This is a genomic window from Nonomuraea sp. NBC_00507 (assembly GCF_036013525.1).
GTDB lineage: Bacteria > Actinomycetota > Actinomycetes > Streptosporangiales > Streptosporangiaceae > Nonomuraea.
Genome location: NZ_CP107853.1, coordinates 1736874 through 1751862, shown reverse-complemented (window position 1 = coordinate 1751862; position 14989 = coordinate 1736874). Strand labels below are relative to the sequence as shown.

Here is a 14989-nt window from a genome sequence, read left to right as displayed (position 1 = left end):
TGTGGTGGACGATATCGACAGGATGCTGATCGAGCTGCTCCAGGAAGACGCGACGCAGTCGTACGCCGTGCTCGGCCGGGCGGTGGGGCTGTCCAGCGGCGCGGCCCACGAGCGGGTGCGCAAGCTGCGCGAGCGGGGCGTGATCAGGCGGACCACGATCGAGGTCGACCAGGCCGCACTCGGGCGGAGCGTGACGGCGTACGTGCTGGTCGAGGGCAGCACATGGATGGGCGACAGCGCCGACCGGCTGGCGGCGATCGGCGAGATCGAGGAGGCGCACGTCATCGCCGGGCCCGCGTCGGTGCTGCTCAAGGTCCGTACGGCAGGCACGCGGGAGCTACAGGACGTGCTGCGGCGGGTGTTCGAGGTGGACGGCGTGACGGGGACGCAGACGGTCGTCGTCCTGGAGACGTTCTTCGAACGAATCCTCAAGTAAGCTCCAGGTATGACCAAGGTCGCCTGGAACACCAAGGAGCTGACCGTCGGCCAGCTGGCCGAGCGCAGCGGCGTCGCCGTCTCCGCCCTGCACTTCTACGAGGCCAAGGGGCTCGTCAAGAGCCGCCGCACGGCCGGCAACCAACGCCGTTACGGCCGCGACAGCCTGCGCAGAGTCGCGTTCATCAGGCTGGCGCAGCGCATCGGGATCCCGCTCAAGACCATCAAGGACGCGCTGGCCGAGCTGCCGGACGAGCGCACGCCCACACGTGACGACTGGGCGAGGCTGTCGGCCGCGTGGCGGAGCGAGCTGGACGATCGGATCCTGCAGTTGCAGCGGCTGCGAGACGACCTGACAGAGTGCATCGGATGCGGCTGCCTCTCCCTCGACCGATGCCCCGTGGCCAACCCGCACGACCGGCTGGGCGACGAGGGGCCGGGCGCGCGGCGCATCGACACCAAGCTGTGCCCGCCCCAGGCGTGCTGCTCGGTCGAGCCGGCCGCCGCGGCCGCACAATGACCCGTCGAGCCTTGATCGGGCGGGCCTAGCGGGGAGTCTTGGCCGGCGGGACGATCAAGGTGGGCCGGTGCGCGTGATGCAGCACGTGGTTGGAGACGCTGCCGAGCAGCACCGACCTGACCCCGGCCAGGCCACGCGAGCCCGTCACGATCAGCGAGGCGTCGAGCTCGTCGGCGACGTCCACAATCGTCTTCCAGATCGACTCATTGTCGGCGACCGCCCGGTAGGTCACGTCGGCGAGCCCCGACGCGATCGCCAGCTCGGCGCCGTCCTTCGCGTGCTGCTCGGCCTGGGCCTGCGCCTCGTCCCCGGTGCCCGGGTCGAGCGCGGCCGCTGCCAGTGGATATCTGCGCAGCTGCACGAGCAGCGGTTCCCACACCGTGAGAACGACGGTCGGCTCGGCCGAGAGATGTTTGGCGGCGAACTCGATCGCGGTCCGCGCGTCGGCCGAGCCGTCGTAGGCGACAAGGATGGTCATGGCGTGCTCCCCTTCGCTTCAGTCATCCGCTAAAGCACCGGAGTGATCACGCCAATTCCGCAGGACCTTGTCTGGTTTGTCACATCGTTCCGAAGACCAGGTCGAGCCTTTCGAGGCGGTCCGGGTCGGACAGGATGTCGAAGGCGACGATTCTGCCGTTGCTGATGGTGAAGCTCAGGACGCCCTTCGGCTGTCCGTTCTCCAGGCTGACGAGCCCCACGGCGCCGTTCACCAGCACCGGCTCCACGCGACGTGCGGTCGTGTAGCGCTGGAAGTTGACTGCCTGTCCGGCCACGGCCTCGGCGCCGCGGATCGTCCACAGCCCGCCTTCGGCGTCAACGCGCATCACGACGTCGGGGTCGAGGATCTCGAGCAGCGCCTGGAAGTCGCCATCGCGCGCGGCGGTCAGGAAGGCGTCGACGACCTGCCGCTGGCGGCCCAGGTCGGGCTCCGGCGGCGGGACCGTGCCGCGTACGCGCTGGCGTGCGCGGCTGGCCAGCTTTTTCGCCGCGTCCGGCGAGCGGTCCACGATCGCGGCGATCTGCTCGAACGGCACCGCGAACATGTCGTGCAACACGAACGCCAGCCGCTCGGCCGGGCTGAGCGACTCCAGCACCACCAGCAGCGCCAACCCGACGGCGTCGGCGATCAACACCTGCTGCTCGGGGTCGCCGCCGTCCTCGCGGCTGACGACCGGGTCCGGCAAGTGCTGCTCGAAGGGCGCCTCGCGCCGTGCCGTACGGGCACGGAGCATGTCCAGGCACACCCGGCCGACGACCGTGGTGAGCCAGCCGCCCAGATTGCCGATCGCGCCGCTGTCCGTACGGCTCAGCTTCAGCCACGCCTCCTGCACGGCGTCCTCGGCCTCGGCCAGCGAACCCAGCATCCGGTACGCCACCGCCTTGAGATGCGGGCGGTATTCCTCGAACTGGCCGGCCAGAAAGTCGTCAGTGTCCACGGTCACATCCTTCGTCAGGGCTCTCCTACGTCCTTGACGTAGCCGACCCGGCAAACGTGACACCTGTAGGGTCCGGCGCCTTGTGGCATAGGCCGGTCCTCTGAACAGGGCGTCGGCTGGTCGTCCAGTTGATGGCGTGGCTTGGCTGGTCGGCTGACCGAGGTGCTCAAGAGGTGACGTTCGTAGGGGGTGCCGGTTGACGATCGGAGGATGATCCATCCGGCTCGCCCCTGACAGGCTCGCCGCCGTGCATACCTACTTTCCCGGACGATGGATCGGCGGCGCGACGCTCGTCCTGGGCCCGGTCGTCCTGTGCGCCGGATACCTGCTGCGCTACCTGAGCACGATCACCGCCCTCACCCCACAGCAGCAGGCGTGGGCCGAGGCTCAGCCGTTCGCCGCCTACGGCCAGCTCCTCGCCTACACCTCGGACCCCGCCCTGCTCACCCTCTCCTACGCGGTCTTCGCACTGGGGGCGCTGCTGCTCTTCCCCGCTTTCGTCGCCCTGGCTCAGCGCATTGGTGGCAGCCTCGCCTTCTGGGGCGCCACCCTGCTGGTCGCCGGGCTCTTCTCGCGCCTGTATTCCGCCGGCGCCGACCAGACCGCCTTCCAGCTCACCGAGGTCATCGGACTGGACCAGGCGACGAACGCGATCATGAAGGAGTATGTGGACATTTCCTACGGCCCGTGGCGGGTGAAGTCATGGGCCTCGGTAGGTCAATACGCGGGCTCGCTCCTCTTGGCCATCGCCGCCTGGCGCTCTGGCCTCTTCGGCACCGCCCGCGCCGTGATGCTGCTGCTGGCAGGAGGCACCTGGATGGGCGTGCTGAAGGGCGCCTCCATCCCCGACGTACTGGTCACCGGCCTGCTCTGCGTGGCCCTGGTCCCGCTGGGCGTGCGGATGCTGCGGGACCGGCTGCCGGTTCCGGCTGGACGTCCGAAGGTGCTGAGCTGGTGAGCGTCATGGAGCGCGAACTCGGTAGGCGCCAAGGGTTGAGCGCGGTTGATGATGGCGAAGCCGGACAAGCCGTGTCCGCAAATCTTGCTACCAGGGTGTTCGACCGGTGAGAAGATCGGGGGTGCTCCGAATAGCAAACGCCGTACTCGCAAGATTGCCGGAACCGCTGCACACACTTGCGCTCAGGCACCGTGAACTGCTGAAGTTCGCGGTGGTGGGTGGAACAGCGTTCTTAGTGGACAACACGGTGTTCTACGGGCTGAAGCTGACCATTTTGGAACCGAAGCCGGTGACCGCGAAGATCATCGCGGTGCTCGTGGCGACGATCGTGTCCTACGTGTTGAACCGCGAATGGTCGTTCCGGACCAGGGGCGGCCGCGAGCGCCGTCACGAGGCGGCGCTGTTCTTCCTGGTCAGTGGCGTCGGTCTAGTGCTCAGCTCCGCGCCGCTATGGATCTCCCGGTACGTATTTCGCCTGGAGACCCCGGATGTGAGCCTGGTGACCCAGGAGATCGCCGACTTCATGAGCGCGCAGGTCATCGGCACGCTGATCGCCATGGTCTTCCGCTTCTGGGCGCTCCGGAAGTGGGTCTTCCCCGACGAGAAGGCCCAGTCCCGCAGCGTGCGACTGGCTCCCACTCCCGATTCCACGGACGAGGCGGCTTGATGGCAGCGAATCCAGAAGCCGTTTCGGCCGTTGGACTGCTTCATGCCGCTATTGCGCTCCCTCAGTGCTGGGCCATGTCCACGAAGCGGCTGTAGTGGCCCTGGAAGGCCACCGTCACCGTGGCCGTGGGTCCGTTACGGTGCTTGGCAACGATCAGGTCCGCCTCGCCGGCCCGCGGCGACTCCCGCTCGTACGCGTCCTCGCGATGCAGCAGGATGACCATGTCCGCGTCCTGCTCAATAGATCCAGATTCACGAAGATCGCTCACTTGGGGGCGCTTGTCCGTTCGCTGCTCGGGGCCACGGTTGAGCTGGGAGATCGCGATGACGGGGACCTCGAGCTCCTTGGCCAGCAGCTTGATCGCACGAGAGATCTCGGAGACCTCGTTCTGGCGGCTCTCGGTCTTCTTCGGCGAGCTCATCAGCTGGAGATAGTCGATGACGACAAATTTGAGGTCGTTGCGCTGCTTGAGCCGCCGGCACTTGGCCCTGATCTCCATCATCGACATGTTGGGCGAGTCGTCGATGAACAGCGGCGCCTCGGCCACCTCGCTCATCCGCCGGGCCAGGCGCGTCCAGTCGTCGTCGCCCATCATCCCCGACCGCATGGCATGCAGCGCGACCCGGGCCTCGGCGGACAACAAGCGCATGGTGATCTCATTGCGGGACATCTCCAGCGAGAAGATGACCGTGGTCATCCCATGCTTGATCGCCGCAGAACGGGCGAAATCCAGACCTAGAGTGCTGTTGTGCGTGGGGACACACGTCCTGCCCGCCAGATACATATGGTGAGCATTGTCCACTTCCACGCACCGGACGGGCCGAGACGGTATAGGACGCACATCGACGATGTAGCGGACGCGTGTGACCGGACTCGCAGTTTTAACCTGGCGTTCCGCCTTACGGGACAGCCGGAACACCGGTTCGGACGGCGTGAAGTTGATCATGTAGCAGGTCGAAGACTCCTTCGTCCTGCCTTTGACCGGCTTAGTGCGCATGGTCGCCTTGTAACCGAGGCTCAGGATGAGCTCATGGACGTCATGCGCGAGCCGCCGGTTCGTCACCGCGAACTGCACCTGCCCGTGGCGGTTGACATATCCGTCGGTGTCGAGGAGGCCTGCGAGCAGGTCGCGCCGCTGCCGCTCTGAGGCGCGCAGATAACTCGCGGGGATGTGCTTGTCGTCGAGCACGGCGAGCGTACGCAGCATGCCTTTGACGGTGCCATGCTCCCGATGGCACGCCTCACAACGCACGCGAGCTCCTGCGGGGGCTCCGCAGTCGGGACACATCAAGGGAGACACCGCTGTCGGCTCAGGCAGAGTCATCTGGTGGGTGAGTGAAGATCCCACTCGCCGCACGAACAACCCCTCGGCCTCAACGTTGGCGACGATCTCGGGGTCTGCGGAGCTGAAACGCCCGCTTCCTGTGTGGCCGTCGCCCAACCATACCCCTAGGGTGTATGGCGAAAACGGTAGATCCTGCTCGTCGAGGACGAATGGAGCGGCCACCGCCACGGCGTGGTTCGGCCGTCCGTCAGCTGTGCGCAGGCTGGCGGCGATCTCTTCGGTAGTGACCATGCTCCGATGCACGGATGTGGTCGTGGCGTTCTTTGGCGTGGTGACCCGCGCGTGCAAAGCGCCATAGAGTTCTACCGCCCGGTACGCCGGGGTGTGCCATGAATAGGTGCGGCTCCGGCCACCGACATCGGCGAGGACCTTGCCGATGGTGCCCACTTCCTTCTGGAGGGCCTGAAGGACATGGCGGAATTCCTCCCCAACGGCCTCGATCGCCTCCCTGCGTGTGACCAGCCGGTCAGGCTCCGCCAGCGCGGCCTCGTAGGCGTCTCTGACTCTCTCGATCGCCTCTGCTGGCCAGTGATACGAGGGCCGTTTTCCACCTGCTTTCCTGGCTGCGCGCGTGGTGGTACGCCACTGGTGCTGGGCGTCGGCGACGATCATCGTGCCATCGCTGAACTCCACCTCATAGCAGGGTCGGTCGTGCATGACCTCCGTTGCGGCGACCACCCGGGTCGGCCGTCCGTCGGCACCGATCAGCTGGTCACCGGCCTGAACCTCCCCCATCGTGGTCCAACCGGTCGGCGTGGGCAGCGGTGTGTCAAGCGCCAGCGCCTTTCCGATGGCCGGCCGGGCGGCCACGACGATCATCTGGCCTGGGTGGAGGCCGTTGGTGAGCTGGTCGAGGTCCTGGAAGCCGGTTGGCACGCCGACCATCTGGCCGCCCCGGCTGCCGATGGCCTCCAGCTCGTCCAGGGCGCCCGGCATGATGTCGGCCAGGGGCGCGTAGTCCTCGGAGGTGCGGCGCTCGGTGACCTTGTAGATCTCCGCCTGGGCGCGGTCCACGAGGTCGTCGACCTCTTCGTTCTGGCCGCCGTAGCCGTAGGAGACGATGCGGGTGCCGGCCTCGATGAGGCGGCGGAGGATGGCCTGCTCGCGGACGATCTTCGCGTAGTAGCCGGCGTTGGCGGCGGTGGGGACGACGGCCGTGAGCGTGTGGAGGTAGGCGGCGCCGCCCACTCGGGCCATCTCGCCGCGCTTTTGCAGCTCGTCGAAGACGGTGACAGCGTCGGCGGGCTCGCCCCTGCCGTAGAGGTCGGTGACGACGTCATAGATCATCTGATGGGCGGGACGGTAGAAGTCGTCGGCCCGGATGATCTCCACGACGTCGGCGATCGCGTCCTTCGACAGCAGCATGCCGCCCAGCACCGACTGCTCCGCCTCGATGTTGTGCGGCGGCGTGCGCTCGAAACCCGGACCCGCGTCGGTCTCTTCGTCAATGCTCACCGCGCCCCCTCGAACAACCTTGCAGGCGGTCGCACCACCCCCACTTGTAGTCGACCGGTGTGACAGTTTCGCGGAGTCGGGGTCCGTCGGCAACGTGGCCTGTGGACAACCCTGTGGTCAAGCTGTGCACTACCGGCCCCAGGGTGTGAACGGCCTGTGGACGGGGCTGGGGATAACTCTTTCCGATATTCACCAAAGTGCCGCTGAGCTGGGAGAACAGTGTCCACCGGCTGTGGAGAAAAGAAAGTTTCGCCGACACGGCTCGTAAGGGTCATAATAGGCAAATGCTCATTACACCCAGAGACCGGGAGATTCTGCGGCTGGCCGTACCGGCGTTCGGCGCGCTGGTGGCCGAGCCGCTTTTCCTTCTCGCCGACTACGCCATCGTCGGGCACGCGCTCGGCACCACGGCGGTAGGCGCTCTGGGTGTGGCGGGCACGGTCCTGGCAGCGCTGATGAACCTGTGCGTCTTCCTCGCCTACGGCACGACGGCTGCCGTGGCCCGGCAGACCGGCGCGGGGGAGCATACGCGGGCGATGCGCAGCGGTGTGGACGGCATCTGGCTGGCGCTGGGCATCGGGGTCGCGCTGATCGCGGTGTTCTGGCCGCTCGCCCCCGCGGTCGTGGAGTTGTTCGGGGCGAGCGCGGGGCAGAGCGCGCAGGCCGTGACGTACCTGCGCATCAGTTTGCTGGGCGCGCCCGGCATGCTGGTCGTGCTGGCGGGCACGGGCGTGCTGCGCGGACTGCAGGACACGGTCACGCCGCTGGTCGTGGCCATCGGCTCATTCGCGCTCAACGCGGCGCTCAACGCCTGGTTCGTGCTGGGGCTGGGGTGGGGTATCGCCGGGTCGGCGTGGGGCACCGTGCTGGCGCAGACGCTCGGTGGGGCCGTCTACCTGGTCGTGGTGGTCAAGGGGGCGCTGCGGCTCGGCACGCCCCTCACGCCCGGCCTGGCCGGGCTCAAGCAGGCAGGTACGGCGGGGTTCGCATTGTTCGTCCGCACCCTCTGCCTGCGGATTGTGGTGACCGTCGGCACGATGATCGCCACGAGGATGGGCGAGGCCGAACTGGCCGCGTACGCCCTCGCCACCCAGGTGTGGACGTTGCTCGCCTTTGCGCTGGACGCCATCGCCATCGCCGGCCAGGCCATCACAGGACGTGCGCTCGGGGCGGGAGACGTCGCCGCCACCAGGGCCGCGACCAAGCGCATGGTGCAGTGGGGCGTCTGGTCGGGGATCGTGTTCGGCCTGCTCGTGCTCGCCGCCGGGCCGGTGTTGCCGGGGTTGTTCGACGCCGAGCCGCGGGTCGCCGAGCTGCTGCTGGCCCTGTTGTGGCCGGTGGCGCTGTTCCAGCCGGTGTGCGGGGTCGTATTCGTGCTCGACGGCGTGCTGATCGGCGCCGGCGACCAGCGTTACCTGGCCTGGGCAGGGGTGTGGACGACGCTGGCGTACCTGCCGGCCGCCTTCCTCGCCTCCGGCCTGGGCGTCGTCGTCCTGTGGTGCGCGCTGGGGGTGTGGATGATCGCGCGGCTGATCACCCTCGTACGCCGCGCCGCCGATGACGCCTGGCTGGTAACCGGGGCGTAGGCGCCGTACGGCCTGCTAGTAACCGGGGCGTAATCGTCTCGTGCTTGCTGTTGTCCAAGTGGTGAGACATTGTGGGCGATGTCCCTGAGCGGGGTGTTCCTTGTCCACGATTCTGCGACGACTGCCGCCTTCCGAAGCGACCGGCTTACGCACCGGCGCCCGGCACAGCCTGGCCGAGCTCTACCGCCCGGCGGACCTGGTGGTGCTCGGGCTCGGTGTGATGATCGGCGCGGGCATCTTCTCCATCGCCGGCCAGCAGGCGGCCACCACGGCCGGCCCCGGCGTGATCCTCTCCTTCATGATCGCGGGGATCGCCTGCCTGCTGGCCTGCCTGTGCTACGCCGAGCTGTCGTCCACGATGCCGACCTCGGGCAGCGCCTACACCTTCACCTACGTCATCTTCGGCGAGGTCTGGGCCTGGATCATCGGCTGGGCGCTGATCCTGGAGCTGCAGTTCGCCGTCGCCGTCGTGGCCAGAGCATGGGGCCTGATCACGGTCGGCGCGATCGCCAACCTCGGCGTCCGCGTGCCGGATCCCGACCTCGTCGCCGACATCCTCGTGCTCGTGATCCTGGTACTGCTCACCGGCATCGTGGCGCTGAGCGCCCGGGTCGGGTTGCGCGCGCTGTGGGTCATGGTGTCGGCCAAGCTCCTGGCCATCGGCGCGGTCATCGTCGTGGGCCTGCCGCACCTCGACGCCGCCAACTTCGGCGAGTTCTACGTGCCGCCCAAGACGTTGACGACCGCGCCGGCCACCGTGCTGGAGGTCCTTGTCGGCGAGAGCAGCGCCTTCGGCTGGCTCGGGATCTTCTCGGCGGCCTCGGCCATCGCGTTCGCATACATCGGCTTCGACGTCGTGGCCACCGCCGCCGAGGAGACCGTCAACGCGCCGCGCGCGGTGCCCAGAGGCATGATCCGCAGCCTGGTGATCGCCACCGTCATCTACATCGCGGTGGCGCTGGTCATGATGGGCATGGTCTCGTACACGAAGATCTCGGTGGAGGCGCCGCTGGCCAGCGCGTTCCGCGCGGCCGGCGTGGGCTGGATGGCGCACGTCATCGACGTGGGCGCGGTGCTCGGCCTGACGACGGTGATCATCGTACTGATCGTGGGGCAGACGCGGGTCTTGTTCTCCATGGCCCGCGACGGGCTGATCCCCCGGGGCCTGGCCATGGTCAGCCGCCGCTACCACACGCCGTCGCGGGTGACGCTGGTGATCGGGCTGATCGCGATCGTGCTGGCCGAGTTCGTGCCGGTGCTCACGCTGCAGGAGCTCGTGGTGATCGGGACCCTGTTCGCGTTCGCGTTCGTGGCCGCCGGGGTGATCGTGATGCGGCGTCGCATGCCGCATCTGGAGCGGGGGTTCCGGGTGCCGTTCTCGCCGCTGGTGCCGGCGCTGTCCCTGGTGGCCACGCTCTGGCTCATGGTGAACCTGCGGGTGCTGACCTGGGCGTACTTCGTCCTGTGGATGGCCTTCGGCCTGCTGGTCTACCTCGTGTACGGCCGCCGGCACAGCCTCCTGGCCCACCCGGTCGAGCCGATACGCGGCCGCCATCGCCGCTAGAACCGCCTGGTCTCCAGCACGCTCCGCAGGAACTCCCTGGTCCTGGCGTTCTCCGGGTCCGTGAAGATCTTGTCCGCGGGCCCCTTCTCCAGCAGCACGCCACCGTCGAGAAAGCACACCGTGTCCGAGATCTCGCGGCAGAAACCCATCTCGTGCGTCGTCAGGATCATCGTCATGCCCGACTCCTTGAGCTCCCTGATGATCCCCAGCACCTCGACCACCAGCTCGGGGTCGAGTGCCGAGGTCACCTCGTCGAGCAACATCAGCTTGGGCTGCGTGGCCAGCGCCCGGATGATGGCCACCCGCTGCTGCTGCCCGCCCGACAACCGGTCGGGGTACGCCCGCGCCTTGTCCGCCAGCCCGAACCTGGCCAGCAGCTCGTGCGCCTGCTCCTCGGCCTGCTCCTTGGCCACGCGGTGCACCTGGCGGGGCGCGAGCGTGATGTTGTCCAGCACGGTCATGTGCGGGAACAGGTTGAACGCCTGGAACACGATGCCGAGCCGCTTACGCACGTCGTCGACGTTCACCCGGGGGTCGGTGATCTCCTCACCATCCAGGAAGATCATGCCGTCGTCCACCGTCTCCAGCAGGTTGACGCAGCGCAGCAATGTGGACTTGCCCGAGCCGGAGGCCCCGATCAGGCTCACGACCTCGTGCGGATGCACCTCGAGGTCGATACCACGCAGCACGTGGTGGCCGTGGAAGTTCTTCCACACCCCGTCGATCGTCAGAAGACTCATGCGCCCCGCCTCCTGCGGGTGCGGGCGGCCAGGTGGTCGGTGAGCCTGGCCATGGGGATGGTGAGCAAGATGAACAGCAGCGCCGCCGCCAGATAAGGCGTGTAGTTGAACGTGCTGGCGGCGTGGATCTGCGCCTGCCTGAGCGCCTCCAGCGGGCCGATGGTGGCCACCAGCGCCGTGTCCTTCTGCAGCGAGACGAAGTCGTTCAGCAGCGGCGGCACGACCCTGCGGGTGGCCTGCGGCAACACCACGAACCGCATGGTCTTCGCATGGCTCAGCCCGAGCGAGCGGGCCGCCGCGACCTGGCTCGGGTGGATGGACTCGATGCCGGAGCGGAACACCTCGGCCACGTACGCGCCGTACGACAATGTCAGCGCGATGATGCCCAGCGTCGCCAAATCGGACGGAATGCCTTGCAGCCGGAGCGCCGGCAGCCCGAACCCGATCAGGTAGATCACCAGGATGGTCGGCACGCCGCGGAAGACGTCGGTGTAGAGCGTGGCCAGCGCTCTGACGGGGAAGAACGCGGGCGTCTTGATCCCTCTGGCCAGCGCCACCAGCAGCCCGACCACCAGGATCAGCACCTCGGCGATCAGGAAGATCTTGACGTTGAGCAGGAACCCGCTCAGCACGTCCGGCCACGCCGAAACGAACCGCTCGGCGTTGAAGAACGTCTCCCGCACCCGCGGCCAGCCCGGCGAGCTCGTGACCGCCCACACGACCAGGACGATGAACACGAGCGTCGAGGCCGTCGCGATGGAGGTCGAGCGGCGGGCGTACGACCTGCGTACTTGCTCACGCTGGAGCTGCCGCTCGGATTTGACCAAATCGCTCATTTCAGCTCGGGAGCGCCCACGGCCGAGCCGAGCCACTGCTGTTCGATCTTGGCCAGCTCACCCTTGGACTTCAGCGCGTCCACGGCCTTGTCCACGCACGGCTTGAGTGCGCTGCCCTTCTCCATGACCAGCCCGAACTCCTCGGGCGTGCCGCCCGTTGAGCTGAACTGGCCCACGATCTTGGAGTTTTCCACCTGCGCGGCCGTCACGTAGAACGCCGTCGGCAGGTCCACGACCAGGGCGTCCACTTGCTTGTTCTTCAGCGCGTTCACGGCGTCGATCTGCTCGTTGTACACGTTGGGGTCGTCCGCGGGCTGGATGATCTCCTTGACGGCGGACAGCGAGGTCGTGCCCACCTGCACGCCGATCTTCGCGTCCTTCAGCTCGGCCAGGCTCTTGGCCCCGGCGTACTTACCGCCCTCGATGGCCACGACAGCCTGCTTGACCGTGTAGTAGCCCTTGCTGAAGTCGACTGCCTGAGCCCGCTCAGGAGTGATCGACACCTGGTTGATGTCGAAGTCGAACTGCTTCTCACCGGGCGCGAACGCGGAATCGAACTTGACGGTGCTCCACTGCACCTCGCTCCGATCGAAGCCGAGCTCCCCCGCCACGGCAAAGGCCACAGCACCCTCGAAGCCCTGCCCGTTGCTCGGGTCGTCGTCCTTGAACCACGGCTCGAACGCCGGTTTGTCCGTCCCGATCGTCAGCTTTCCGGGATTGATGAGTGCGAGCTGCTCCTTGGTGCAGGCAGTGGACGTCGCCGGACTGGCTGACGTCGTGCTCGCCGTGTTGTCCACAGGTGCACAACCGACGACCGCCACGGCCAACGCAAGCAGCATGAAGGAACGGGCCATGGCCTTGCCTCCAGGGGGAAACGTGCTAAGAACTAAGGCATTCTATGCTGCATCTGCCACGGCAATCGGCCCAGACTGGGCTCGCGTAACGGCGCTCAGCCGGTGAAGGGTCAGAGGCCGTTCCCTGGAGGGCCATCAGCCGAAGTCCGGCGAGTGGCGAGCCACGGCACCGCGTAACAAAGAAAAGGGCGGGCGACCACGGCGCCGCAACAGACCACGGGGGCGCTACAGACCACGGGGGCGCAACAGGTCACGGGGGCACAACAGACCACGGCCGCACATGAAAAGGGCCCCGCTCCTGACGGAGGGGGCCCTGATCACACAGCGGGTCAGCCCGCGACGACCTCAACATCCACAGAGGCGGAAACCTCGGGGTGGAGCTTGACGGTGACGCGGTGGGCGCCGACGCTCTTGATCGGGTTGGGGATCTCGATGCGGCGGCGGTCGAGCTGGGGCCCGCCTGCGGCCTTGACCGCGTCGGCGATGTCGCCCGTCGTGATCGAGCCGAACAGGCGGCCGGACTCACCCGCGCGGGTGGTCAGGCGCACCCGCAGGGCGCCGAGCTGACCGGCGACCTCCTTGGCGGTGCCCAGGTCGCGGATCTCGCGGGCGTCACGAGCCTTCTTGAGGGTCTCGATCTGCTTCTCGGCCCCGCGGGTCCAGCGCATGGCGAAGCCACGCGGAATGAGGTAGTTACGGCCGTAGCCGTCCTTGACCTCGACGACGTCGCCAGGGGCGCCGAGGCCGGAGACCTCGTTGGTGAGGATGAGCTTCATATCGACAAGTCCTCCTTAGCGCGCGGTGCTCGTGTAGGGCAGCAGGGCCACCTCACGGGCGTTCTTGATCGCGGTCGCCACGTCACGCTGGTGCTGGGTGCAGTTGCCCGTCACCCGGCGCGCACGGATCTTGCCGCGGTCGGAGATGAACTTCCGCAGCAGCGCCGTGTCCTTGTAGTCGACGTAGGAGATCTTGTCGTGGCAGAACAGGCAAACCTTCTTCTTGGGCTTGCGCAGTGCCGGCTTAGCCATCGTGGTGCTCCTTTCAGAGCCCCGCCTTTGGGGCGGGAATGGACTCGGACTTGTGGATGTGGACTAGAAGGGAGGCTCGTCGCTGAAGTCGTTGCCGCCGCCGCCGCCGCCGCCGCTGCCGCCGAAGCCGCCGCCGCCGGCCTGCTGGCCACCGCCGCCGTAGTTGCCGCCGCCACCACCCTGGTAGCCGCCGCCCCCCTGGGGCGGGGCGGGGGTCGCGGAGGCCCACGGGTCGTCGGCCGGGCCGCCGCCGAAGCCGCCGCCACCGCCCTGACGGGAGGTGCGGTTGACCTTGGCGGTGGCGTTGCGCAAGGACGGGCCGACCTCGTCGACCTCGACCTCATAGACCGTGCGCTTCTCGCCTTCCTTGGTCTCGTAAGACCGCTGCTTGAGCCGCCCCTGCACGATGACCCGCATGCCGCGCTGGAGGCTCTCGGCGGCGTTCTCCGCCGCCTGCCGCCACACGTTGCAGGTCAGAAAGAGGCTCTCGCCATCCTTCCACTCGTTGGTCTGGCGATCCATGAACCGCGGAGTGGATGCGATGCGGAATCGAGCCACCGCTTGCCCCGTCGGGGTAAAGCGCAGCTCCGGGTCGTCGACGAGGTTGCCGACGATGGTGATTACGGTGTCGCCTGCTGCCATGGCTAGCGCTCGCCTTCCTGCACGCCTTCGCTTGGGTTACGGCTCAGACTACGGGTGTTCCCCGACAAAAAGCCGGGGTTAGTGCACGTCCGGACGCAGGACCTTGGTCCGCAGGATGCCCTCGTTGAGGTTCATCTGGCGGTCGAGCTCCTTGACCGTCGCGGGCTCCGCCGAAAGGTCGATGACGGCGTAGATGCCCTCGGACTTCTTGTTGATGTCGTAGGCGAGCCGGCGACGGCCCCAGACGTCAACCTTCTCCACGGTGCCGCCGTCATTGCGGACCACGGTGAGGAACTGGTCGAGGGACGGCGCGACGGTGCGCTCATCGAGCGAAGGGTCCAGGATGACCATTACTTCGTAACGACGCATGCGGACTCCAACCTCCTCTGGACTGTTGCGGTCACGACGCTCTGCCGTGACAGGAGGACGCTGACGTTTGGACCGGGGCACCCACTTCGGTGCCTCGGGGCGACGGGTCACCCATCACAACGCAGCTTGCCCAGGTTACCAGCCGCGAGTACGTGGGAAGGCCTCTAGGAAACCTAAGGGGGTGGTGGCTGTGCCACATGTGCTTCAACCCTCCGAGAGGGAGCGGTTCAGGCTCACGCTCAACACGGACGGACGTTCACACCCCGTCGAGAACGTTCTGGCCGTCGTCACATTCGTGTGCGGCGTCGTAGCGTTCGTCTCGACGTTCTGGACCTCCGCGCACGCCATCTCGGCCTGGTTCGGCACATTCGGCTTCGGCGTGGGTCTCTACTCTCAATACCTCTCCGCGACCACGCCGCAACGTTCGCTCAACATCGTCGGACTCGTGGGATCGTTCGTGGGGGCCGCGCTCGGCATCGCCCACGGCGGATTCCTCCCCCACTGACGAGGGACGGCCCCGGTTCCCTGGGAATTCCGGGGCCGTTCTCCTCTGT

17 protein-coding genes are annotated in these 14989 nt (G+C 67.4%); 7 read left to right on the top strand and 10 right to left on the bottom strand.

The genetic code is table 11. The annotated features are described in order from the left end of the window. Positions 1 to 4: 4 nt before the first annotated feature. Both OHA25_RS09025 and soxR read left to right on the top strand, forming a co-directional pair. Positions 5 to 436, top strand: coding sequence for an Lrp/AsnC family transcriptional regulator (locus OHA25_RS09025; RefSeq protein WP_327587122.1), 432 nt, complete (start codon positions 5 to 7; stop codon positions 434 to 436). 9 nt (positions 437 to 445) lie between these two features. Beyond that, the gene (gene soxR, locus OHA25_RS09020; protein ID WP_327587121.1) at positions 446 to 955 is read left to right on the top strand and encodes a redox-sensitive transcriptional activator SoxR; all 510 of its coding nucleotides are present in this window, start codon (positions 446 to 448) and stop codon (positions 953 to 955) included. A gap of 25 nt (positions 956 to 980) precedes the next feature. Here soxR and OHA25_RS09015 read toward each other — a convergent pair whose 3' ends face one another. Both OHA25_RS09015 and OHA25_RS09010 read right to left on the bottom strand, forming a co-directional pair. Next, on the bottom strand, positions 981 to 1433 hold the full coding sequence (locus OHA25_RS09015) for a universal stress protein (protein ID WP_305917542.1): 453 nt from the start codon (positions 1431 to 1433) through the stop codon (positions 981 to 983). 79 nt (positions 1434 to 1512) lie between these two features. Then, positions 1513 to 2391: a sigma-70 family RNA polymerase sigma factor gene (locus tag OHA25_RS09010; protein ID WP_327587120.1), complete on the bottom strand. Its 879-nt coding sequence runs from the start codon at positions 2389 to 2391 to the stop codon at positions 1513 to 1515. Between the two features lie 247 nt (positions 2392 to 2638). Here OHA25_RS09010 and OHA25_RS09005 point away from each other — a divergent pair, with 247 nt between their 5' ends. Next, positions 2639 to 3349 (top strand): hypothetical protein, encoded by a 711-nt coding sequence (locus tag OHA25_RS09005; RefSeq protein WP_327587119.1) that lies wholly within the window; start codon positions 2639 to 2641, stop codon positions 3347 to 3349. A 106-nt stretch (positions 3350 to 3455) separates the two neighbouring features. After that, complete coding sequence (locus OHA25_RS09000) at positions 3456 to 4016, top strand: GtrA family protein (RefSeq protein ID WP_327587118.1); 561 nt, start codon at positions 3456 to 3458, stop codon at positions 4014 to 4016. A gap of 61 nt (positions 4017 to 4077) precedes the next feature. Here the strand turns inward: OHA25_RS09000 and dnaB are convergent, their stop codons facing one another. Continuing rightward, on the bottom strand, positions 4078 to 6816 hold the full coding sequence (gene dnaB, locus OHA25_RS08995; protein WP_327587117.1) for a replicative DNA helicase: 2739 nt from the start codon (positions 6814 to 6816) through the stop codon (positions 4078 to 4080). Between the two features lie 284 nt (positions 6817 to 7100). Between dnaB and OHA25_RS08990 the strand changes: the two genes are divergently transcribed. After that, positions 7101 to 8402, top strand: coding sequence for an MATE family efflux transporter (locus tag OHA25_RS08990; protein ID WP_327587116.1), 1302 nt, complete (start codon positions 7101 to 7103; stop codon positions 8400 to 8402). Positions 8403 to 8502: 100 nt separating this feature from the next. Then, positions 8503 to 9966 (top strand): APC family permease, encoded by a 1464-nt coding sequence (locus tag OHA25_RS08985; RefSeq protein WP_327587115.1) that lies wholly within the window; start codon positions 8503 to 8505, stop codon positions 9964 to 9966. Here OHA25_RS08985 and OHA25_RS08980 read toward each other — a convergent pair. From OHA25_RS08980 to rpsF, 7 genes are all read right to left on the bottom strand, one after another. Beyond that, positions 9963 to 10706: an amino acid ABC transporter ATP-binding protein gene (locus OHA25_RS08980; protein ID WP_305917549.1), complete on the bottom strand. Its 744-nt coding sequence runs from the start codon at positions 10704 to 10706 to the stop codon at positions 9963 to 9965. The two genes, OHA25_RS08985 and OHA25_RS08980, sit on opposite strands and share 4 nt — an antisense overlap. Then, positions 10703 to 11542 carry an amino acid ABC transporter permease gene (locus OHA25_RS08975; protein ID WP_327587114.1) on the bottom strand — a complete coding sequence of 280 codons (840 nt, stop codon included), beginning with the start codon at positions 11540 to 11542 and terminating at the stop codon, positions 10703 to 10705. Before OHA25_RS08975 ends, OHA25_RS08980 begins: the two co-directional genes overlap by 4 nt. Continuing rightward, positions 11539 to 12396 (bottom strand): ABC transporter substrate-binding protein, encoded by an 858-nt coding sequence (locus tag OHA25_RS08970; protein ID WP_327587113.1) that lies wholly within the window; start codon positions 12394 to 12396, stop codon positions 11539 to 11541. Before OHA25_RS08970 ends, OHA25_RS08975 begins: the two co-directional genes overlap by 4 nt. Before the next feature lie 329 nt (positions 12397 to 12725). Next, positions 12726 to 13172 (bottom strand): 50S ribosomal protein L9, encoded by a 447-nt coding sequence (gene rplI / locus OHA25_RS08965; RefSeq protein ID WP_327587112.1) that lies wholly within the window; start codon positions 13170 to 13172, stop codon positions 12726 to 12728. A 15-nt stretch (positions 13173 to 13187) separates the two neighbouring features. Then, positions 13188 to 13424: a 30S ribosomal protein S18 gene (gene rpsR, locus OHA25_RS08960; RefSeq protein ID WP_020543048.1), complete on the bottom strand. Its 237-nt coding sequence runs from the start codon at positions 13422 to 13424 to the stop codon at positions 13188 to 13190. A gap of 63 nt (positions 13425 to 13487) precedes the next feature. After that, positions 13488 to 14066: a single-stranded DNA-binding protein gene (locus OHA25_RS08955; protein WP_327587111.1), complete on the bottom strand. Its 579-nt coding sequence runs from the start codon at positions 14064 to 14066 to the stop codon at positions 13488 to 13490. Between the two features lie 78 nt (positions 14067 to 14144). After that, on the bottom strand, positions 14145 to 14435 hold the full coding sequence (gene rpsF, locus OHA25_RS08950; protein ID WP_055504125.1) for a 30S ribosomal protein S6: 291 nt from the start codon (positions 14433 to 14435) through the stop codon (positions 14145 to 14147). A gap of 190 nt (positions 14436 to 14625) precedes the next feature. Here rpsF and OHA25_RS08945 point away from each other — a divergent pair, with 190 nt between their 5' ends. Continuing rightward, entirely contained in the window at positions 14626 to 14940 is a 315-nt protein-coding gene (locus OHA25_RS08945) for a hypothetical protein (protein ID WP_305917554.1), read from the top strand. Positions 14941 to 14989: the final 49 nt, after the last annotated feature.

Excerpts from the sequence above, each read along its gene's own strand:
- rplI (WP_327587112.1), bottom strand. The coding sequence starts at position 13,172 with ATGAAGCTCATCCTCACCAACGAGGTCTCCGGCCTCGGCGCCCCTGGC.
- rpsF (WP_055504125.1), bottom strand. The coding sequence starts at position 14,435 with ATGCGTCGTTACGAAGTAATGGTCATCCTGGACCCTTCGCTCGATGAG.
- soxR (WP_327587121.1), top strand. The coding sequence starts at position 446 with ATGACCAAGGTCGCCTGGAACACCAAGGAGCTGACCGTCGGCCAGCTG.
- OHA25_RS08970 (WP_327587113.1), bottom strand. The coding sequence starts at position 12,396 with ATGGCCCGTTCCTTCATGCTGCTTGCGTTGGCCGTGGCGGTCGTCGGT.
- OHA25_RS08955 (WP_327587111.1), bottom strand. The coding sequence starts at position 14,066 with ATGGCAGCAGGCGACACCGTAATCACCATCGTCGGCAACCTCGTCGAC.
- rpsR (WP_020543048.1), bottom strand. The coding sequence starts at position 13,424 with ATGGCTAAGCCGGCACTGCGCAAGCCCAAGAAGAAGGTTTGCCTGTTC.
- OHA25_RS08980 (WP_305917549.1), bottom strand. The coding sequence starts at position 10,706 with ATGAGTCTTCTGACGATCGACGGGGTGTGGAAGAACTTCCACGGCCAC.
- OHA25_RS08990 (WP_327587116.1), top strand. The coding sequence starts at position 7,101 with ATGCTCATTACACCCAGAGACCGGGAGATTCTGCGGCTGGCCGTACCG.
- OHA25_RS09015 (WP_305917542.1), bottom strand. The coding sequence starts at position 1,433 with ATGACCATCCTTGTCGCCTACGACGGCTCGGCCGACGCGCGGACCGCG.
- OHA25_RS08975 (WP_327587114.1), bottom strand. The coding sequence starts at position 11,542 with ATGAGCGATTTGGTCAAATCCGAGCGGCAGCTCCAGCGTGAGCAAGTA.